This window comes from Rhodococcus rhodochrous (genome assembly GCF_014854695.1).
Taxonomy (GTDB): Bacteria; Actinomycetota; Actinomycetes; order Mycobacteriales; family Mycobacteriaceae; genus Rhodococcus.
Genome location: NZ_CP027557.1, coordinates 82829 through 104786 on the forward strand (window position 1 = coordinate 82829; position 21958 = coordinate 104786).

Genomic DNA, 21958 nt, shown 5'->3' on the forward strand with positions numbered 1-21958 from the left:
ACGGTGGGACCACGACGTCCCACCGGTCGCCGGATCCACGCTCGTGCTGCCGAAAAAGGCACCCGCACCGTCGCGGATGAGCGGATACTGGCGATGTCGAAGGTATCGGGCACCCGGCCGATACCCGTCTACGGCAGTAGATGGCCATCAGCGCTGCTGGTCGTCGGTGCTATCGCATCAACGAAGGCTAGGTATGACTCATCTCCCCGGGCCTCGAGGGCTCTACCACCCGGCGAACGAGCACGACTCCTGTGGCGTCGCGTTCGTCGTCGACATGCACGGTCGTCGCAGTCGCGACATCGTGGAGAAGGCGATCACCGCCCTGGTGAATCTCGAACACCGCGGTGCAGCGGGAGCGGAACAGAACACCGGCGACGGCGCCGGCATCCTGATCCAGGTCCCCGACGCCTACTTCCGTGAGGTCGTCGACTTCGATCTTCCCGCCGAAGGCGCATACGCGACCGGTATCGCGTTCCTGCCCAAGGACACAGCCAAGGCCGACGCCGCGGCCGCCGAGGTCGACCGCATCGTCGCCGAAGAGGGCCTCGAGGTCCTCGGCTGGCGCGAGGTGCCGATCGACGAGTCCGAGCTGGGTTCCATGGCCAAGGACGCCATGCCTACCTTCCGGCAGATCTTCATCGCCTCCGGCGCCCGCGCGCTCACCGGCCTCGAGCTCGAGCGCCGCGCGTACGTCGTGCGCAAGCGCACCGAGCACGAGCTCGGCCACCACGGCGCGGGCGAGGACGGTCCCGGCAGCGAGACCGTCTACTTCCCGAGCCTGTCGGCATCGACCTTCGTCTACAAGGGCATGCTCACCACGCCCCAGATGAAGGGCTTCTACCGCGACCTGCAGGACGAGCGCGTCGTCTCGGCCCTCGGCCTCGTGCACTCGCGGTTCTCCACCAACACGTTCCCGTCGTGGCCGCTCGCGCATCCCTTCCGCCGCGTGGCGCACAACGGCGAGATCAACACCGTCACGGGCAACGCCAACTGGATGCGCGCCCGTGAGGCACTCATCGACACCGAGGTCTTCGGCGGTCGCGACAAGCTCGAGAAGATCTTCCCGGTCTGCACGCCGGGCGCGTCCGACACCGCGCGTTTCGACGAGGTGCTCGAACTGCTGCACCTCGGTGGCCGCAGCCTGCCGCACGCCGTGCTCATGATGATCCCCGAGGCGTGGGAGCGCCACGACTCGATGGATCCGGCACGTCGCGCGTTCTACGAGTACCACGCGGCCCTCATGGAGCCGTGGGACGGACCGGCCTCGGTGTGCTTCACCGACGGCACCGTCATCGGCGCCGTGCTCGACCGCAACGGCCTGCGCCCCTCGCGTGCCTGGGTCACCGACGACGGCCTCGTCGTCATGGCCTCCGAAGTGGGTGTGCTCGACATCCCCACCGAGAAGATCGTCAGCAAGCGCCGCCTGCAGCCGGGCCGCATGTTCCTCGTCGACACGGCCAAGGGCCGCATCGTCGAGGACGAGGAGATCAAGCGCGAGCTCGCCGCCGAGCATCCCTACGAGGAGTGGGTCGCCAACGGCGTCACCCGTCTCGAGGATCTGCCCGAGAGCAAGTACACCTACATGTCGCACGAGCGTGTCGTGCTGCGGCAGCAGGTCTTCGGCTACACCCGCGAAGAGGTCGACCTCCTCGTCAAGCCGATGGCGGCCTCCGGCGCCGAGGCGCTCGGCTCGATGGGCACCGACACGCCGATCGCCGTGCTGTCGTCGCGTCCGCGTCAGCTGTTCGACTTCTTCTCGCAGCTGTTCGCCCAGGTCACCAACCCGCCGCTCGACGCGATCCGCGAGGAGATCGTCACCAGCATGGGCGGCATGCTCGGCCCCGAGGGCGACCTGCTGAACCCGACCGAGGCGTCGTGCAGGCAGATCCTCATCGGTGCGCCGGTCATCGACAACGACGACCTGCAGAAGCTCATCCACGTCAACGACGAGAAGCAGTTCCCCGGCTTCAACAGCGTCATCATCCGCGGCCTGTACCCGGTCGCGGAGGGCGGTGAGGGTCTGCGTCGCGCGCTCGCCTCGATCCGCGAGCAGGTCTCGCAGGCCATCGAGAAGGGCGCACGCCTGATCGTGCTGTCCGACCGCGAGTCCGACGAGAAGCTGGCGCCGATCCCGTCGCTGCTGCTCACCTCCGCGGTGCACCACCACCTCGTCCGTGAGAAGACCCGCACCAAGGTCGGTCTGCTCGTCGAGGCCGGCGACGCCCGCGAGGTCCACCACATCGCCGCCCTGTGCGGTTTCGGTGCGGCCGTGGTCAACCCGTACATGGCGTTCGAGAGCATCGACGAGCTGCTGCAGAACGGCGACCTGCCCGAGGGCATGACCCTCGACAAGGCCATCGCCAACTACATCAAGGCGGCCTCGAAGGGCGTGCTCAAGGTGATGTCCAAGATGGGCATCTCCACGCTCGCCTCCTACACCGGTGCGCAGCTGTTCCAGGTCATCGGCCTGTCGCAGGAACTCGTCGACGAGTACTTCACCGGTCTGCAGTCGCAGCTCGGCGGCGTCGGTCTCGACGAGATCGCCGCGGACGTCGCGGCCCGTCACCGCACGGCCTTCCTCGACCGCCAGTCCGAGCGCGCGCACCGTGAGCTCGAAGTGGGCGGCGAGTACCAGTGGCGTCGTGAGGGCGAGTACCACCTGTTCAACCCGGACACGGTGTTCAAGCTCCAGCACGCGACCCGCACCGGCCAGTACTCGATCTTCAAGGAGTACACGAAGCTCGTCGACGACCAGTCGGAGCGACTCGCGTCGCTGCGCGGTCTGTTCGAGTTCAAGAAGGGCGTGCGCCCGCCGGTGCCGCTCGACGAGGTCGAGTCGGCGAGCGAGATCGTCAAGCGCTTCTCGACCGGTGCGATGAGCTACGGCTCCATCTCGGCCGAGGCGCACGAGACCCTCGCGATCGCGATGAACCGTCTCGGTGGCCGCTCGAACTCCGGTGAGGGCGGCGAGCACCCGAGCCGCTTCACCCCGGACGAGAACGGCGACTGGCGGCGCTCGGCGATCAAGCAGGTCGCCTCGGGTCGCTTCGGTGTGACCGCGCACTACCTGAGCAACTGCACCGACATCCAGATCAAGATGGCGCAGGGCGCGAAGCCCGGTGAAGGCGGCCAGCTGCCGCCGCACAAGGTGTACCCGTGGGTCGCCGAGGTCCGTGGTTCGACGCCGGGCGTCGGCCTGATCTCGCCGCCGCCGCACCACGACATCTACTCGATCGAGGATCTCGCGCAGCTGATCCACGACCTCAAGAACGCCAACCCGAAGGCCCGCATCCACGTGAAGCTGGTCTCCGAGCTCGGTGTCGGCACGGTCGCCGCGGGTGTGTCGAAGGCACACGCCGACGTCGTGCTCATCTCGGGTCACGACGGTGGTACCGGTGCGTCGCCGCTGACCTCCCTCAAGCACGCGGGTGCTCCCTGGGAGATCGGTCTCGCCGAGACCCAGCAGACGCTGATGCTCAACGGTCTGCGCGACCGCATCGTCGTGCAGGTCGACGGTCAGATGAAGACCGGCCGCGACGTCGTCGTCGCCGCTCTCCTCGGTGCCGAGGAGTACGGTTTCGCGACCGCGCCGCTCGTGGTCTCGGGCTGCATCATGATGCGCGTGTGCCACCTCGACACCTGCCCCGTGGGTGTCGCGACGCAGAACCCGGTGCTGCGCAAGCGGTTCACCGGCAAGCCGGAGTTCGTCGAGAACTTCATGCTGTACATCGCCGAAGAGGTGCGCGAGTACCTCGCCGAGCTCGGTTTCCGCAGCCTCGACGAGGCCATCGGCCAGGTGGACGTCCTCGACACCCGCAAGGCCGTCGAGCACTACCGCGCGTCGAAGCTCGACCTGTCGCCGCTGCTCGAGAAGGTCACCTCCCCGATCTACGGGGAGCAGGACATGCACTGCACCAAGGAGCAGTACCACGCTCTCGACAAGGCACTCGACAACGAGCTGATCGCGAAGGCGCAGCCCGCTCTCGAGTCGGGCACGCCGGTCTCGTTCGACACCCCGATCACCAACGTCAACCGCACCGTCGGCACGATGCTCGGCCACGAGCTCACCAAGAAGTACGGTGCGGAAGGGTTGCCGGACAACACGATCGACATCACCTTCACGGGTTCGGCCGGCAACAGCTTCGGTGCGTTCGTCCCGCGCGGCATCACGATGCGGCTCAACGGCGACGCGAACGACTTCGTCGGCAAGGGCCTGTCGGGTGGTCGCATCATCGTGCGCCCGCCGCACAATGCGGCCGAGGGTTTCGTGCCCGAGGACAACATCATCGCCGGCAACGTCATCCTGTTCGGTGCCACCTCGGGTGAGGTCCTCATCCGCGGCATCGCGGGTGAGCGCTTCGCGGTCCGCAACTCCGGAGCCACGGCCGTCGTCGAAGGCGTCGGCGACCACGGCTGCGAGTACATGACGGGTGGCAAGGTCGTCATCCTCGGCAAGACCGGCCGCAACTTCGGTGCAGGCATGTCCGGTGGCGTCGCGTTCGTGTACAACCCGGACAAGGACTTCGAGAACAACCTGAACACCGAGCTGGTCGACCTCGAGGATCTCGAGGGCGAGGACTTCGCGTGGCTCAAGGGCGCCGTCGAACGGCATCGTGACGAAACGGGCTCCGAGGTCGCAGCCCGCATCCTGGCCGACTGGTCACAACAGGTCAGCCACTTCGCGAAGGTCATGCCTCGCGATTACAAGAAGGTACTCATGGCTATCAAGGACGCCACCATCCGTGGTGCGAACGTGGACGAGGCGATCATGGAGGCTGCTCGTGGCTGATCCCACCGGTTTCCTCAAGCACGGTTCCCGCGAGACGCCGGTCCGCCGGCCCGTCCCGCTGCGACTCCTCGACTGGAAGGAGGTCTACGAGCCGTTCCCGCTCGACACCCTCCGGACCCAGGCAAGCCGTTGCATGGACTGCGGTATCCCCTTCTGCCACAACGGTTGCCCGCTCGGGAATCTCATCCCCGAGTGGAACGACCTCGCCTACAAGGGCAAGTGGGAGGACGGGATCGAGCGTCTCCACGCCACGAACAACTTCCCCGAGTTCACCGGCCGGCTCTGCCCGGCGCCCTGCGAGGCGTCGTGCGTGCTCGGCATCAACCAGGACCCGGTGACCATCAAGCAGGTCGAGGTCGAGCTGGTCGAGAAGGCCTTCGACGACGGCCGCGTCAAGCCGGTTCCGCCGTCGAAGCTCACCGGCCGCAAGGTCGCGGTCGTCGGTTCCGGGCCCGCGGGCCTCGCTGCGGCACAGCAGCTCACGCGTGCCGGTCACTCCGTGACGGTGTTCGAGCGGGCCGACCGCATCGGTGGTCTGCTCCGATACGGCATCCCCGAGTTCAAGATGGAGAAGCGCTTCATCGACCGCCGTCTCGCGCAGATGGAGGCCGAGGGCACCGTCTTCAAGCCGGGCGTGAACGTGGGTGTCGACATCACCGCCGACGAGCTGCGCGAGCAGTTCGACGCCGTGGTGCTCGCCGGCGGCGCGACCGTCGCCCGCGACCTGCAGATCCCCGGACGCGAACTCGACGGCATCCACCAGGCGATGGAATTCCTGCCGATCGCCAACCGCGTGCAGCTCGGCGACCTGCCGGCCCCGACCATCACGGCCGAGGGTAAGAAGGTCGTCATCATCGGCGGTGGCGACACCGGCGCAGACTGCCTGGGCACCTCGCACCGTCAGGGTGCGGCGAGCGTCCACCAGTTCGAGATCATGCCGCGGCCGCCGGAGCAGCGCGCCGAGTCCACCCCGTGGCCGACCTACCCCCTCATGTACCGCGTCTCGTCGGCGCACGAGGAGGGCGGCGAGCGCGTCTTCTCCGTCAACACCGAGGAATTCGTCGGTAAGGACGGCAAGGTCACCGCGCTCAAGGCACACGAGGTGCAGATGGTCGACGGTCGCTTCGAGAAGGTCGAAGGCAGCGACTTCGAACTCGAGGCCGATCTGGTGCTGCTCGCCATGGGCTTCACCGGTGCCGAGAAGCCCGGTCTGCTCACCGATCTCGGTGTCGACTTCGACCAGCGCGGCAACGTCGCCCGCTCGTCGGAGTGGGCCACCAACGTCGACGGCGTCTTCGTCGCCGGCGACATGGGTCGCGGACAGTCGCTCATCGTCTGGGCGATCGCCGAGGGTCGCGCGTGCGCCGCTGCGGTGGATCGTTTCCTCGAGGGTGAGACGGCACTGCCGGCGCCGATCGCGACCACCACGATGCCGCAGCGCTGAGCGCGGAAATCTATCGGCGTCCGAGTGGCGCCGGAGAGTTGAGCGCTCCAGCGTCGCAGCGCTGAACGAGGTACGACCACTGGGCCGCACACCGGAAGGTGTGCGGCCCAGTGGTGTTCGTGGGTCCAGATCTCGGTGGATCCGCCCCCGTTTTCCGGGGTTGGATCCACCGAAATCCGTTCAGCACCGCCGCAGGATGAGCGCCGCTCCGAGACCGAGTGCCGCGGGAATCGTGACGAGCGCGTACTCGCCACCCGTCCGCTCCAGCCGGTCGAGGGCCCGGGCGACGAGGATCCCACCGGTGGCGCCGAGCGGATGACCGACGGCCAGCGCGCCACCGAAGGTGTTGACGCAGGCGGGATCGAGATCCAGTTCCTCGATCATCATCAGGGGAGTGACCGCGAAGGATTCGTTGACCTCGACGACGTCCAGGTCCGCCGCCGTGATCCCGGCCCGTTCCAGCGCACGCGTCGAGGCGTCGACGGGTGCGGTGAGAAGCGGTGAGCGGACAGCGCTCTGGGCCGCGGCGACGATCTGTGCCCGAGGCTCCCGCGACAGTTCGGACCCCACCTCGGCGTCGCCGATCAGCACCGCGGACGCACCGTCCACCAATTGCGGTGCGGTGGCCACGGTGTGCAGTCCCGTCGCAGGTCGCGGTGAACCGGGCAGGTGCCGCGCCACGCGTTCCCAGGCGGGATCGTCGCCGAAGAGAGCGGGTAGTGCCGCGAGATCGCCGACGGTCACGTCGGCTCGAACGCCTTCGTCCGAATCGAGTTCCACATCACCGGCTTTCGTCGCGACCAGGGACGAGCCGGCCGGTGCCTGCGCGGCGCGGTGGTGCGAGGACACGGCGTACTCGTCGAGTTGTTCCCGGGTGAAGCCGTAGCGCGCCGCCGTGAGATCGGCCGACACGCCGATGGTGACGAAACCGGTGCGCTCGCCGAGTTCCGGATCGACGGCGATCGGTGGCGAATCGGCGAACATCGGTACGCGCGACATCGACTCGACACCCCCGGCGACGACGGCGCGCGCGTTGCCGGTGGCCACGCGCATCGCACCGGTCTCCACGGCGTCGAGCCCGGAACAGCACAGTCTCGACACGACGCCACCGGAGACGTGATCCGGCCAGCCGGCCCACTGCACCGCGGCCCGTGCGATGTTGCCCGACTGTTCGCCGGTGACGGTGCTGATGCCGAGCACGACGTCGTCGACGACATCGGAGGCGCCGCACCGTTCGTCGAGTGCCTCGAGCAACCGCCCGATCAGTTCGACGGGCGGAACACCCGCGAGGGTGCCCCCGCCCTTCCGTACGCGCGCCCGGGGGAGTCGGACGGCGTCGTAGACGTAGGCGGGATTGTTGCTGTTCACCGTTATCGACTCCGACCGACGTATTCACTACAACTACCGAAGTGATACCGGTCTCCCGCGGACGGTGTCAAGCGTGGGGACGCGGCACGATCGACTCGATACGCGCGGACTCCCGATTCACGGGACCGTCGCAACCCCGGCACTGGAGTTCGGGACGCAACAGACCGCCGCAGTCCCGATGCAGGACCTGCAGCGGGCCTGGCACCTGCGGAAACGCCTGCATCGACCACCGGATCAGGAAGACGAAGACCCCGAACAGTGCGCGACCCCGCGGTGTCAGGCGGTACTCCCGCTCGGAGCCGGCCGGACGCTCCAGGATCTCGACGGCGCACAGGCGGGCCAGCCGGTCGGTGAGTGTCGTGGGGGAGATGTCGAGCGCCGACCGGAACCGGCCGAAACGGCGGGTGCCGGCCAGGGCCAGGCCGGTGATCGCGCCGCTCCACCGGTCGCCGATCGCCTCCATGACGGCGTTGAACTGCATGTCCGCGCCCGCGGCGCCGCGAGCCGGACCTCGGGTGGATCGTCGCCGCGCACCCGAGGTGACGGTCCAGATCGCTTCGGCATCCATCTCGATGTCGGTATCGGCGCCGGTCACCGGGGTGCCGCACGCCCCGCACCGGATCGTGGCCGGACCGCGGTGCCCACACGCGGTGTGGACGAGATCGGGCTGCCATGCCCCCTCGGGTGTCCACTCCCGCTGCCAGCCCCAGATGCACACGAGGATCGGCCAGGTCGCGTTCCCGAGTTCGGTCAGCAGGTAGTCGTGACGATCCGAGCCGGCCGACTGCGGTGAACGTTCCAGCACACCGGCCTCGGCCAGCGAGTTCAGCCGGTCGGTCAGCACCGACGGCGGTGCGCCGGTCAGCTCGAGCCACCGGGTGAAGCGGGTCGTGCCGCTCACGAAGGCGTGCCCGAGCAGCGCGAGGGTCAGGCGGTCTCCCAGCAGGTCGAGGGTGGCCGCGACCGGATTGACGGCAGCGCGGGTCTCGTCCGGTGTGTTGTTCGGATCCACGACCGACCTCTCTCGGATGCGTGACCGTCGTTGCGGGCCCTCTGTCCGAATGCTTCAATAACTGTACTGATCGAGGCGGGGACACCCGCCGTGAACCCACTCTTCCAATTCGACCCTTGCGGAGTCGAACCGTGCGGGACGGAGCCGCACAGGTCGAACCGCCCGGGACGGAACCGCACAGGTCGAGCCGAACCGGAGAGCGAGACGACATGACATCGACGCAGGTGTGGATCGCCGGCGGGCACCAGAGCGACTTCGCGCGGAACGTCACCCGCGAGGGCCTCGACATCGCAGATCTCACCGGCGAGGTCGTGCGGGGAACCCTCGTCGACGCCGGGATCGAGCCGGAGCAGGTGGACGTCGTCCACGTCGGCAACGCCTTCGGGCAGTTGTACACCGGTCAGGGTCATCTCGGAGCGATGCCCGCCTCGGTGATCCCCGAACTGTGGCACGTGCCCGCGAGCCGTCACGAGGGTGCGTGTGCGTCCGGTTCGCTCGCGATCCTCGCGGCGATGGCCGACCTCGAATCCGGCCGGTACGACTGCGCACTCGTGCTCGGGGTGGAGATCGAGAAGTCGGTGCCCGGCGACATCGGGACGGACTACATGAGCCCCGCCTCCTGGGTCGGCCACGAAGGACAGGACGCGAAGTACATCTGGCCGTACATGTTCGCGCGCATCGCCGACGAGTACTCGGCGCGCTACGGGCTCGACCCCGAGCACCTGTGGGCGATCTCCGAACTGAACATCCGCAACGCTCGGCGCAACCCCCTGGCACAGACCCGCACCCGTACGTATCCGTCCGGGGCGTTCACCGCCGACGACACCGCGAACCCGATCGTCGAGGGCAGCCTGCGCCGGATCGACTGCGGCCCACTGACCGACGGAGCCGTGGGCCTCGTGCTCGTCAGCGACCGCTTCGTCGACCGGCACCCGGACTTCGGTTCGCGGCCCCGCTCCCGGATCCTCGGCTGGGGACACCGCACCGTCGGGCTCGCCCTCGACGACAAGTTCGCCCGCACGTCGGGCGACGAGCTGATGTTCCCGCACCTGCGCGCCACCATCGACGATGCCTTCGGACGGGCCGGCATCGGGGACGTCGACGATCTCGACCTCATCGAGACGCACGACTGCTTCAGCATCAGCGAATATCTCGCGATCGACCACTTCGGCCTCACCCCACCGGGGAAGAGCGGTCGCGCCGTCGAGTCGGGTGATCTCGAGATCGGCGGGCGGATGCCGGTCAATCCCAGCGGTGGACTGATCGGTGGTGGGCATCCCGTCGGCGCGACCGGTGTGCGGATGGCGCTCGACTGTCACCGGCAGGTCACCGGCACGGCGGGCGGCTATCAGGTCGACGGTGCCCGGCCGCCACGCTCAACTTCGGTGGCAGTACGACCACCACCGTGTCCCTGATCATCGGTTGATTCCCAAGGAGCATTGATGGACCTCGAGATCCTCGGCCGCGCGCTCTCCACGCTGCCCGCCGACGACGATCACCCCTATCGCACCGGTCCGTGGCGTCCGCAGACCACGGAGTACCGCGCCGACGACCTGGAGGTGATCGGAGATCTGCCCGACGACCTGGACGGCGTGTACATCCGCAACACCGAGAACCCGGTGCACCCCGCCCAGCAGGGGTTCTACCATCCGTTCGACGGCGACGGCATGGTGCACCTCGTCGGATTCCGGAACGGGAAGGCGTTCTACCGCAATCGCTTCGTCGAGACGGACGGTTTCCTCGCCGAGCAGGAGGCCGGCCGGGCCCTGTGGGCGGGTATCGCCGAGAAGCCGCACAGGTCGGAGCGACAGGACGGCTGGGGTGCCCGCGGCAGGATGAAGGACGGTTCGAGCACCGACGTCGCCTTCCACAACGGTGTCGCGCTGACGAGCTTCTGGCAGTGCGGCGACCTCTACCGGATCGACCCGATCTCCCTCGAGACCCTCGGCAAGGCCGACTGGAACGGCGCCTTCCCGTTCGATCTCGGTGTCTCCGCGCACCCGAAGCCGGATCCGCACACGGGGGAGATGCTGTTCTTCAACTACGGCACCGACGCCCCGTACATGCACTACGGCGTCGTCGACTCGTCCGACAACCTCGTCCACTACACGGGAATCGAGCTGCCCGGACCACGCCTGCCGCACGACATGGCATTCACCGAGAACTACGCGATCCTCAACGACTGTCCGCTGTTCTGGATCCCGGAGGCACTCGAGGCAGGCAAGTACCACTCGAAGTTCCACCCCGACATGCCGATGCGGCTCGGCGTGATCCCGCGTCGCGGCGACGGCAGCGAGATCGTCTGGTTCGAGGCCGAATCGACGTACGTCCTGCACTGGACGAACGCCTACGAGGACGGCGACGAGATCGTGCTCGAGGGCTTCCACCAGGAGACGCCCGAACCCGAGGACACCGGGCGGGGATCGATCTACGAACGGGCCTTCCGCGCTCTCGCCCTCGACCGCCTGGGGACCCATCTGCACCGCTGGCGGATGAACCTGCGCACGGGAACGCTGAAGGAGGAACGTCTGTCCGAGAGCATCACCGAGTTCGGGATGATCAACCCGGCGTACGGGGGCCGCCCGCACCGGTACACCTACGCCGCGACCGGGGTCCCCGGCTGGTTCCTGTTCGACGGACTCGTCAAGCACGACACCGTGACCGGCACCGAGGAACGCTACGCACTGGGCGAGGGAGTCTTCGGCAGCGAGACGGTGATGGCACCGCGCATCGGATCGACGGGCGAGGACGACGGCTATCTCGTCACCATGACCGTCGACATGAACCGCGACCTGTCCGAATGCCTCGTCTTCGACGCGCAGCGACTCGCCGACGGACCGCTGGCGCGCATCCGGTTGCCCGAGCGGATCAGTTCCGGCACCCACTCGACGTGGGCGTCGGGCGCGGAGATTCCGGGATGGCGGATCACCGACCGGCCGGAGGACGCTCTGCGCTTGTGACATTTCCGTGTCGCCGGGCGTCACACCCGTTATGGTTCTGCGCATGACGGCTACGAGACGGGCACTGGCGACGGTCGTGATGGGTGCGGGTGCCGTCGTGGCCGCCGTCGCGGCGGCTCCCGCCGCGGCCGCGGATCCTGCGGACGCGTGCATCCGCAACGGTGGTGGGCTCGTGACGATCGACGGCGCCGAGCCCGTCCCACCGGTTTTCGGATTCGACGGTCCCCGCCTGCTCGGACTCCAGGGCGGGGTCGGCAACGCGTGCATCACCAACGTGGGTCCCGGCGCCGTGACGGTCACGCATCCCGAGGGACGTGTCCCGGGACGCACCGAGGTGTCCACCGCGCTCGTGGAGATGCGGGTCGACGGCGGGCTCGGCAACGTCGCCGTCACCAACGTCGGTACCGGTGCGGTCACGGTGCACCGGACGGAGGTCACGCCCGAGCCCGTTGCGGCGCCCGCACAGGCTCCGCTCCCCGGGATGCCGGAGCTGATCCTCGACGCAGGAACCGACGGCGTCTTCGTCACGAACGTCGGTACGGGCGGTGTCACGGTCGTCGACCGTGCCGTCGCGCCGGCGGAGCTCCCGGCCCCGCCGCCGCCTCCCCCGGGTGCGGTCGTCACCGATCCGTTCAGCGGAAACATCTATGTTACAAACCTCTTCGGGCCCGACATCGTCGTCGCGGAACCCGCCTCGACCGCCGAAGGGAGCGTGGTCGAGCGGCCGGTTCCGGGAACGGCGGTCGACTACGGGACGGGCAACGTCTTCGTGACGAACATCGGCGGGGGACAGGTGACCGTCATCCGCGGCTGATCCGCCGGCCCCGTCGTTTCCCGACAACGTTCCGGACTCGGATACATCACATCCGGTTCACGAATATGTCATCCTTCTACTCGATACTGCCGGGGAGGGACGCGGCACCAGGACAGTAGCGGGGCGGGGGCATGGCTATGAGAAGAGTGTGGGCGGCAACGGTGGCCGCAGTGGCGGCATGTGCAGCAGTATTCGTCGCAATGCCTGCGGCCCAAGCGAATCCGCCCGCATGCCCGACGCTGAACGTGGTCGCGGTGCCCGGAACGTGGGAGACCTCGAACACCCCCGACCCCGGCCGCGGGAACGGCATGCTCGCCCAGGTCACGTCCAATCTTCCCGCCGGGGCGCGCGTCGACTACGTCGCGTATCCCGCCACGGCCTTCCCGTGGGAGGGCGACGTGTACGCGGCCTCCCGCAACCGCGCCGTCGACAATGCGCGCGGCATCATCGCGGCCACCGCCGAACGGTGCCCCCTCACGAACTTCGCCCTCGTCGGCTACAGCCAGGGTGCCGATGCCGCAGGTGATCTCGCCGCCGAGATCGGCACCGGGCTGGGAGTGGTCGGTCCGCACCGCCTCGTCGCGGTGGGTCTGCTGTCCGATCCGCGCCGCTCCGAACTCGACCCGTTCGTCGGTCCGCCCGTCGCCGGCACCGGTGCCGGAGGTGCCCGCGCGGGAGGCTTCGGATTCGTAACGCCCAACGTGCGCACCATCTGCGCGGTGGGCGACCTCTATTGCTCGACGCCGCCGGAGGACTTCGTCACGCGACTGGCCGGCTTCCTCGCCATCTCGGCGGGCAGCCCGTTCGAGCAGCTCGAGAACTACCGCGACGAGGCGACCGCGCTCTACAACGACATCATGACCGCCGGGGGCATCCCGATGCTGCAGCTGCAGCTCACGCCCGAGGCGAACGAGCTGCGCGAGCAGAAGATCCGCACCTTCTACGAGTCGCAGATCCACCAGGACTACTCGAACTACGTGGTCGACGGTCGCGGAACGACGGCCACACGGTGGCTGCACGACTGGATCGCCTCCAAGGCCTGACCATCAGTCGATATCGAATCGTGCGCCCACACGCATGACACGGGGCGCGAAGCGCATCAGCCACTTGCGGACCTTCGCACCCGGGGCGACCGTCACCACAGGTTTGTTGTGACGGACCGCCCCGACGATCGCCTTGGCCACCTTCTCCGGCGCGATGTGCAGGCGCCGGTACATCGCGAGGGTGCGGGTGCGTCGCGCTGCTCGTAGTTCCTTGTTCGGCGCGACGTACTCCGTCGCCCGGGTGAGGTTGGTGTCCACCAGGTCGGGACACACGACGGTCACGCCGATCCCGTGTTCGAGCAGTTCGGCGCGCAGGCACTCCGACAACATGAACACCCCGGCCTTGCTCGTCGTGTAGGCGGCGAGGTTGCGTTGCGGCATGTACGCCGCCGCCGACGAGACGTTGACGATCTGCCCGCCCGTGCCGGCTTCGATCATCTGCTCGGTGAAGGCACGGCAGCCGTAGACCACGCCCCAGAAGTTCACGTCCATCACGTTCTCGAAGACGCTCTGCGGGGTGTCGGCGAAGGCACCGATGACACCGATGCCCGCGTTGTTGACGAGCACGTCGGCGACGCCGTGCCGCTCGCGGACGGTCTGCGCGAACTTCCGGACCTGCTGTTCGTCGGAGACGTCGAGTTCGTAGGCGTGGGCGGCGCCGCCGAAGACGGCCTCGGAACCGCCGGCGCCGGGAGCCGGGACGTTCACGAGCGCCACCGTCTCGCGGGCACTGTCGAGATCCTTGTCGGCGACGACGACGATGGCGCCTTCGGCGGCGAAGGCGATCGCCGACGCCCGGCCGATCCCGCTACCGCCGCCGGTGACGACGACGAGGGCGCCGGTCAGGTCGCGCAGACGGCTGCGTAGTGCAGCGCCGGCGCGCCAGCGGCGTATCTGAGCGATCCGAGAGGGCACCCCACCATCGTGACGCACTCGCCGCGTGTGGTCCGGTCAGTACAGGAACTCGCGGTAGAGCTCGCGCTTGCCCGGCTCGGCGTCGGCCGGGATCTCGATCGAGTGGAGTTCGGCGTGCATGTCGCGCATCGACGGGACCGCCGCGCGGTCGGGATAGGTCGACGGATCCCACAGTTTGGCGCGCAGCAACGCCCGCGCGCAGTGCAGGAAGACCTCGTCGATCTGCACGATCACAGCGAGCTGCGCCGGCTTGTTCTGCAGCGACAGCTTCTCGAGCAGGTCGGGGTCGGTCGACAGGGTGGCACGGCCGTTGATCCGCAGCACCTCCTCGTCGCCGGGGACGAAGAACAGCAGCCCGACGTGAGGATTCTCGAGGATGTTCCGGTACGAGTCGGCGCGGCGGTTGCCGGGCCGGTCGGGCAGCGCGATCGTCTGGTCGTCGAGGACGAGCACCGCCGACTCGATGTCGCCACGCGGCGAGCAGTCGCAGTTGCCGACGGCGTCGGCGGTGGCGATCGTGAAGAACCGCGCCAGCGACAAGAAATGCCTGATGAGCGGGGTCAGGTGTGGTCGTGCCTTGTCGACGATCGCCGGGTGCGGAATGCCCAGGACGGCCTCGAGCTCGCCCTGTGTCCGTATCCCGCCCTGTACGAGCTCGTCGATCCTGTCCGCATCCATCCGGTGCACCTCCGGCGGTGACCGTACCAATCCTGCGGGCGAAGATCACGTCGGCATCCGGATCGTGCCTGATCAGGTGGTGGTCGCCGGAGCTTCCGGTCACCGGGACAGACCGGGAGCGCACGCTCCCGATCCCGGTAGAACGGAAGGCGATGCCCCCGTCCGGAAGGATCGAGATGACCGACTCCGCCCTGCTGGCCTCCCTCCTCGAACGCGTACAGCTCCTCGAGGACAAGGCTGCGATCCACGAGGTCCTCACGGCCTACGGCCCGGCCGTCGACGCCGGTGACGCCGAGGCGGTGGGGGAACTGTGGACGCAGGACGCCGTCTACGACATCGACATCCGCTTGATGGAGGGGCGCGACACGATCATGGAGATGGTGCGCACCCGGCCGCACCAGGACTACATCGAGGAGGGCTGCGGTCATCTGCTGGACCCGGTGCACATCCGGGTCGACGGCGACACCGCCGTCGCGACCTGTCACTCCCTGCTGCTGCGCCGCAACGCCGATTCGGATTCGTTCCGGGTGTGGCGGGTGAGCGCCAATCGATTCGAACTCGCCCGGATCGACGGCAGTTGGAAGATAGCGCGCCGCACGTCGCGGTTGCTCGACGGCAGCACCGCCGCCCGCGACCTCTTCGCGAGCGCACGGCGCTGAACCCACGACTCGTGGGTGGGCGCTGGGGGCTCACCCACGGGCCGGCTGCCGGAGGGGCTCAGACGCGCAGGGTGTCGCGTACGTGCCCGGTCTCGTTGATCGACGCGACGCGGCGCGCGCCGCTGCGTGAGACGAGGATGCGCGTCACCGACGCGTACTCGATGGGGAACATCAGCGGCCGGGGCAGCTCGAGCAGGTGCTGCAGCACGATGTTCACGACCCCGCCGTGGACGAACAGCGCCACGGTCTCGGCGTGGTCGCACGAGCCCACCACCTGGTCGATCCCGCGCAGCACCCGTGTGCGGAAGGCGTCCCCGTCTACGAAATCGGGTAGGTGACCTGCCAGGATGCGCTTGTAGGCAGCCGGTGCGACGTCCTTCGCGGCGTCGATCGTGAAGTAGTGATCGTGGCCGTAGTCGTACTCGGCGATGTCCTCCATCTTCTCCACGTCGAGCCCGCGTCGTTCCGCGACCGGCTCGGCCGTCTGCAGGGCCCGCAACTGCGGGCTCGAGAACAGGCGGGTGATGTTGTAGGGGGACAGCGCGTCCGGTAACCGCGACGCCTGGAGACGACCGGTCTCCGTGAGCGGCGGGTCGGCGACCCCGGTCTCGGCGCGGGCGTTGTTCGGCTCGGCGTGGCGGATCAGGAGTAGCTGCACGACCTCACGATGCCAGGTGGAGCGGTTTCACGTGAAACGACCCGTCAGGAGCGTCGCGGCTTCGTGAACGGGAACGCCAGCGACTCGCGGATGCTGCCTCCGAGGACGAGCATCACGATCCGGTCGACACCCATGCCGAGACCGCCGGTGGGAGGCATCGCGTATTCGAGTGCTTCGAGGAAGTCCTCGTCGAGTTCCATCGCCTCCTCGTCACCGCCCGCGGCGAGCAGCGACTGCTCGGTGAGGCGGGCACGCTGGTCGAGGGGATCGGTGAGCTCGCTGTAGGCGGTCCCCAGCTCGACACCCCAGGCCACCAGGTCCCACTTCGCTGCGACACCCGGTTTGCGGGGGTGCGGCCGGGTCAGCGGCGACACCGAGGTCGGGAAGTCGGTGTAGAAGGTGGGGAACTCCGTCTTCGATTCGACGAGGTGCTCGTACATCTCCTGTGCGGTGGCGCCGGCGTCCCAGGCCGGGTTGTAGGGGATCTCGTGTTCGTCGCACATGCGTCGCAGGACGTCGACGGGGGTCTGCGCGTCGACGAACGTCCCGAGCGCCTCGGAGATCGCGTCGTGGAAGGTCTTGACGGGCCACTCGCCGGAGATGTCGATCTCGACCGGGGTGCCGTCGGGGCCGGGTCGCAGGATGATCTCGCGTCCGTGTGCCGCGCGGGCCGCTGCCTGGATCAACTCGCGTGCAACGACCCGCATCTTCTCGTAGTCGCTGTGCGCCTCGTACGCCTCGAGGATCGTGAACTCCGGGTTGTGCTTGAAATCCGCACCCTCGTTGCGGAACACCCGGCCGATCTCGAAGACCTTCGCCATGCCCGCGACGCACAGCCGCTTCAGGTACAGCTCGGGGGCGATCCGCAGGTACAGATCGGCGTCGTAGGCGTTGATGTGCGTGACGAACGGTGCGGCGTTCGCGCCGCCGTGCACCGACTGCAGGATCGGCGTTTCCACCTCGAGATAGCCGCGGGCCTGCAGTTCGTCGCGCAGCGACCGCACCACCGCGCTGCGAGCCGCGAGGTGGTCGCGTGCGCCGCGGTCGATCGCGAGATGCAGATAGCGTTGCCGCACGCGGGCTTCCGGGTCGACGAGACCGTGGTACTTGTCGGGCAGCGGGTGCAGGCACTTGCCGTCGATGCGCCACGAATCGGCGAGCACCGAGATCTCGCCGGTGCGGCTGCGTCCCGTCTCGCCGGACACCTCGACGAGGTCGCCGAGGTCGAACAGGAAGCGTTGTCCGGCAACCCGTTGCCGATCGACGAGGATCTGGATGTCACCCGACCAGTCGCGCAGCACCGCGAACAGCACACCGCCGAAGTTGCGGATGCGCAGCAGGCGTCCCGCCACGGTCACCGGAGTGCCGGGCTTCGCGGCCCGGGCCTCGGCGGCGGTGTGGGTCGGGGGATGCGCGACCGGATAGGGATCGACACCGTGTTCGACGATCCGCTGCAGGGTGTTCATCCGCACCTGGACCTGCTCGGGGCGGCGACGTCCGTGCGAGACGGCGGGCGTGCCGTCGGCGAGTTCGACGCCGGGTGCGCTGCCGTCGTCGTGCAGTTCCGCCGCGACCACCTGGTCCTCGGGGAACGCCGAATGTGTTCCCGTGTGCTGCCGGGTGTTCCGGCGACCGAAGGTGGGGAGGGTGAGGAAGCCCTCGGCGATCGCCGACGCGAGCGCGACGCGCGGGATGAGCCGGTTGTCGCGGAAACACAGGAAGCGGGGCACCCACTCGGGGTGGTACTTGACGTTGGACCGGTACAGCGCCTCGAGCTGCCACCACCGCGAGAAGAACAGCAGGATCGACCGCCACAACCGCAGGATCGGGCCGGCGCCGATCCGCGCGCCCTCCTCGAAGACCGACCGGAAGACCGCGAAGTTCAGCGAGATCCGCTCGACGTCGAATTCGGCACCACGTGAGGCGAGCTCGGAGACCATGAGTTCGACGACCCCGTTGGGTGCCTGCGGGTCGCGGCGCATCAGGTCGAGCGACACCCCGTCCGATCCCCACGGCACGAGCGACAGCATCGCGACGACCTTGCCGTCCGCGACCGCTTCGACGAGCAGGCAGTCGCCGTCGAGTGGATCACCGAGCCGGCCGAGGGCCATCGAGAAACCGCGCTCGTTCTCGGTGTCGCGCCAGGCCTCGGCGCGCTGGATCGCCGCCGACAGCTCGATGGGCGACAGTTCGCGGTGACGCATGATACGTGCGGTTACACCGTGTTTGCGAGCGCGGTTGACGGCCTGCCGCACCGGTCGCATGTCGCGTCCGGCGAGACTGAAGTCGCGGGTGAGCAGGACGGCCTCGTCGCCGAGCTGTAGCGCGTTCAGGCCCGCCCGGTGATAGGCCGTCGCGCCGTCCTCGCTCGCCCCCATCACCGCGGGTGTCCACCCGTAGGCGCGGGCGAGATCGAGCCATTCGTCGATGGCGTGCGGCCACGCCTCGGGGTTGCCGATCGGATCACCGCTCGCGAGGCACACACCGAGTTCGACGCGATAGGTCACCGCGGCCTTGCCACTGGGGGCGAACACCACGGCCTTGTCGCGGCGCGTCGCGAAGTAGCCGAGTGAATCGTCGCTGTGGGCGAGCAGGCCGCGGATGGCCGATTCGTCACTGCCGGTGAGCGCATTGCTCGCTCGCTGCGAGCGGAACAGCACCACGACGGCCGCGAGCACGGCGAGCGCGCCGAGCAGGCCGAGGACCGTGTTGACCAGCCCGTTCGGGCGACCACCGAACTGGTCGTTGTCGATGAAGGTCAGCGCGGTGACACGGTTGAGCGCCCACAGGAACCGGTCGGGAGCGGGCAGGGTGCCGGGGAACAGCTCCACCAGACCCCAGCCGATCAGCGTCGCGACGGCCAGGCCACCCACGAGCACACCGAGTGCGGCCCAGACGTTTCCGCGCCGCACGCGCGTGTAGAACTCGGGATAGGACAGCAGCAGGAGCGCGACGATCAGCAGGTGGACGACCAACGCGACGAGGTGGTTCGGGTCGCGCTCGACGATGCTCATCACGAGATTGGTGATGGTGAATCCGCCGAGATAGATCGTCAGGATCCACCACGCGATGCGCTTGCGGCCGGCGACGGCACCGGCGAGCAGGCCCAGGACGAGAGCGAACGACAGGCTCGTGTCGGGAGCGTCGAAGTAGTACTCGTCGAGATATTCGCGCGGAGCGTGGATCCAGTAGCGCAGGGTCGGGGAGATCGACCACAGCGCGACCACCACCGCGTAGATGCCCAGGATCAGGCCGAGGATGTGCGGTACGGCGGACAGACGCCCACCGACGAGGTCGGTCGGCGATGGACGGGAGGGCGCTGGGTCGTCCTCCACCGGACGCGGGCGCTCGACAGGAGCGGTGGAATCCGCAGACATGGAATAGAACGGTAACGGGCAAACGCGGCAGACGTGGGACGAACGGCCGCGGGACCGGGTCGCATTCCCGGTCCCGCGGCCGTTCTCATCCGTTCATGCGCCCGTCAGGAACGGGGTGCTCCCGCGGTCGCGACGTCCTCGGTGGCGTCGGGCTCGGACGGTTCGGTCCGCGCCAGCTTGCTCGGCCACCAGATCTTCTTGCCGATGTCGATCGTCAGTGCCGGCACCACCAGCGACCGCACGAGCAGTGCGTCGAGGAGGACGCCGAAGGCGACGATGAACGCGAGTTGCGCCAGGAACAGCAGCGGGATCACCGCCAGCGCCGAGAACGTCGCAGCGAGGACCACGCCGGCGGACGTGATGACACCGCCGGTGACGGTCAGTGCCCGCAGTGTGCCGGCGCGGGTACCGACCTTCTTCGTCTCCTCGCGGACGCGAGTCATGAGGAAGATGTTGTAGTCGATACCCAGCGCCACGAGGAAGACGAACCCGAACAGCGGCACCACCGGGTCGGCGCCGGGGAAACCGAGCAGGTCGTTGAACACGAGCGACGAGATGCCGAGGGTCGCCGCGAACGAGACGATCACGGTCAGCATCAGCAGGATCGGTGCGACGACCGCCCGCAGCAGTGCGATGAGCACCAGCAGCACCACGAGCGTCACGGCCGGGATGATGACGGTGCGGTCGCGGGTCGCGGTGTCCTTCGTGTCGAGGTCGACGGCCGTGGGTCCGCCGACGAGTGCCTCGGCGTCGGGCACGGAGCCCACCGCGTCGCGGATGCGTTCGACGGTCTCCTCGGCGGCGAGGGAGTCGGCAGGATCCGACAGCGTCGCCTGCACCGCGACCAGTCCGTCGACCACGCGCGGCGCGCCGTCGGGGCCGGGGACGGGCTGGACGGTCGTCACGCCCTCGACGCCTTCGGTGGCGTCGACGACACCCTCGAGCGCGCCTTCGCGGGCGACGACGATGCTGGGCGAACCGGTGCCGGCGTCGAAGTGCTCACCGAGCACCTCCTGGCCGGACTTCGAATCGGTCTGCAGGAGGAACAGATCCGAGGACGCGACACCGCTCGCCTTGAACTGCGGTGCCAGCAGGGCGAAGGCGACGAGCACGAGGCTGCACACGATCCAGATGGGACGCGGCTTCGACCCGACGAAGTCGGCCACCCGGCCCCACACCTTGTGGGACTTCTGCATGTCGTCGGCATCGGCGTTCGCGTCGTAGACCGGGCGGGTGGGCCAGAACGCGACGCGGCCGAGCAGCACGAGCGCTGCGGGCAGGAAGGTGAGCGACGCGAGGAACGATGTCGCGATGCCGATGGCGGCCACCGGGCCGAGACCGCGGTTGGAGTTCAGGTCCGACAGCAGCAGGCACAGCACGCCGAGGATGACTGTGCCGGCGGACGCAGCGATCGGCTCGATCGAACCGCGGAGCGCGCTGCGCATCGCGGCGTACTTGTCCTGCTGCAGTCGCAGTTCCTCGCGGTACCGGGAGACCAGTAGCAGTGCGTAGTCGGTGGCGGCACCGAACACCAGGATGAACATGATGCCCTGGCTCTGGCCGTTGAGCGCGATCGCTCCGGCATCGGCGAGCACGTAGACCAGCAGGCTCGCGAGGGCGAGTGCGAACAGCGCCGAGATGATGACGACGAACGGCAGGATCGGGCTGCGGTAGACCACCACGAGGATGACGAGAACGACACCGCCCGCGACGAGCAGGAGCAGTCCGTCGATGCCGCCGAAGGCAGACGACAGGTCTGCGGCCTGCCCGGCGGGGCCGGTGACGTAGACGGTCAGGCCGTCCGGGGCGCCTTCGAGGGCCGTCCGGAGTTCCTCGACGGCCTCCTGGACCTCCCCGGAGGCGTCGAGTGGCACGATCATCTGCGCCGCTGCGCCGTCCTCGGACGGGATCGGCGGCGGTCCTGCGGATTCGGTGGCCAGGAAGGCGAGGTCCTCGTCGGTGATCCCGCCGTCGCGTTCGGCGACGACGATCGCGGGGATGAACTCGCTCTCGTTGAACTGCGCGTACAGCTCGTCCGCGCGGGTGGATTCGGCGGAAGCCGGGAGGAAGGTGCTCGCGTCGTTGGAGGCGACCTCGCTGAGCTTGCCTGCGAACGGACCGCCGCCACCGGCGGCCACAAGCCACGCGATGAGCAACAGGGCGGGTAGGAGCCACCGCCATCGGCTGGTTCTGCGTGGGGGCTCGGTAGCAGTGCTCAAGATTCCTCCTGGCGTGAGCGAA

General features: G+C 68.5%; 13 protein-coding genes and 1 pseudogene. 7 read left to right on the forward strand and 7 right to left on the reverse strand.

From position 1 onward, the window contains the following. Positions 1-193: 193 nt before the first annotated feature. Positions 194-4789 carry a glutamate synthase large subunit gene (gltB, locus tag C6Y44_RS00390; RefSeq protein ID WP_159417070.1) on the forward strand — a complete coding sequence of 1532 codons (4596 nt, stop codon included), beginning with the start codon at positions 194-196 and terminating at the stop codon, positions 4787-4789. Further along, positions 4782-6233, forward strand: coding sequence for a glutamate synthase subunit beta (locus C6Y44_RS00395; protein ID WP_060652370.1), 1452 nt, complete (start codon positions 4782-4784; stop codon positions 6231-6233). The genes gltB and C6Y44_RS00395 overlap by 8 nt, the downstream gene beginning before the upstream one ends. Before the next feature lie 180 nt (positions 6234-6413). On the opposite strand, the gene C6Y44_RS00400 is transcribed toward C6Y44_RS00395, so the two are convergent. Both C6Y44_RS00400 and C6Y44_RS00405 read right to left on the reverse strand, forming a co-directional pair. Further along, on the reverse strand, positions 6414-7601 hold the full coding sequence (locus tag C6Y44_RS00400; RefSeq protein ID WP_159417069.1) for an acetyl-CoA C-acyltransferase: 1188 nt from the start codon (positions 7599-7601) through the stop codon (positions 6414-6416). A gap of 67 nt (positions 7602-7668) precedes the next feature. After that, positions 7669-8613, reverse strand: a complete 945-nt coding sequence (locus C6Y44_RS00405; protein ID WP_159417068.1) for a winged helix-turn-helix transcriptional regulator — start codon at positions 8611-8613, stop codon at positions 7669-7671. A gap of 209 nt (positions 8614-8822) precedes the next feature. Between C6Y44_RS00405 and C6Y44_RS00410 the strand changes: the two are divergent. The 4 genes and pseudogenes from C6Y44_RS00410 (at position 8823) to C6Y44_RS00425 (ending at position 13430) form a co-directional block, all read left to right on the forward strand. After that, positions 8823-10039 (forward strand): annotated as a pseudogene (locus C6Y44_RS00410) (acetyl-CoA acetyltransferase). Positions 10040-10055: 16 nt separating this feature from the next. Continuing rightward, complete coding sequence (locus C6Y44_RS00415) at positions 10056-11573, forward strand: carotenoid oxygenase family protein (protein WP_159417067.1); 1518 nt, start codon at positions 10056-10058, stop codon at positions 11571-11573. Between the two features lie 43 nt (positions 11574-11616). Further along, on the forward strand, positions 11617-12387 hold the full coding sequence (locus C6Y44_RS00420; RefSeq protein WP_225623682.1) for a YncE family protein: 771 nt from the start codon (positions 11617-11619) through the stop codon (positions 12385-12387). 200 nt (positions 12388-12587) lie between these two features. Continuing rightward, entirely contained in the window at positions 12588-13430 is an 843-nt protein-coding gene (locus C6Y44_RS00425; protein WP_159417065.1) for a cutinase family protein, read from the forward strand. 3 nt (positions 13431-13433) lie between these two features. Here the strand turns inward: C6Y44_RS00425 and C6Y44_RS00430 are convergent, their stop codons facing one another. Both C6Y44_RS00430 and C6Y44_RS00435 read right to left on the reverse strand, forming a co-directional pair. After that, a complete protein-coding gene (locus tag C6Y44_RS00430; protein ID WP_120280994.1) occupies positions 13434-14345 on the reverse strand; it encodes an SDR family NAD(P)-dependent oxidoreductase in 912 nt (303 codons plus the stop codon). A gap of 36 nt (positions 14346-14381) precedes the next feature. Then, positions 14382-15023, reverse strand: coding sequence for an MSMEG_1061 family FMN-dependent PPOX-type flavoprotein (locus tag C6Y44_RS00435; RefSeq protein ID WP_159417064.1), 642 nt, complete (start codon positions 15021-15023; stop codon positions 14382-14384). 176 nt (positions 15024-15199) lie between these two features. On the opposite strand from C6Y44_RS00435, the gene C6Y44_RS00440 reads away from it, so the two are divergent. Beyond that, positions 15200-15682 (forward strand): nuclear transport factor 2 family protein, encoded by a 483-nt coding sequence (locus C6Y44_RS00440; RefSeq protein ID WP_159417063.1) that lies wholly within the window; start codon positions 15200-15202, stop codon positions 15680-15682. Between the two features lie 58 nt (positions 15683-15740). On the opposite strand, the gene C6Y44_RS00445 is transcribed toward C6Y44_RS00440, so the two are convergent. From C6Y44_RS00445 to C6Y44_RS00455, 3 genes are all read right to left on the reverse strand, one after another. Next, positions 15741-16340, reverse strand: coding sequence for a histidine phosphatase family protein (locus C6Y44_RS00445; protein WP_159417062.1), 600 nt, complete (start codon positions 16338-16340; stop codon positions 15741-15743). Between the two features lie 44 nt (positions 16341-16384). Continuing rightward, the gene (gene lysX, locus C6Y44_RS00450; RefSeq protein WP_404817781.1) at positions 16385-19717 is read right to left on the reverse strand and encodes a bifunctional lysylphosphatidylglycerol synthetase/lysine--tRNA ligase LysX; all 3333 of its coding nucleotides are present in this window, start codon (positions 19715-19717) and stop codon (positions 16385-16387) included. Positions 19718-19821: 104 nt separating this feature from the next. Continuing rightward, the gene (locus tag C6Y44_RS00455; RefSeq protein ID WP_174246957.1) at positions 19822-21936 is read right to left on the reverse strand and encodes an MMPL family transporter; all 2115 of its coding nucleotides are present in this window, start codon (positions 21934-21936) and stop codon (positions 19822-19824) included. Positions 21937-21958 lie beyond the last annotated feature (22 nt).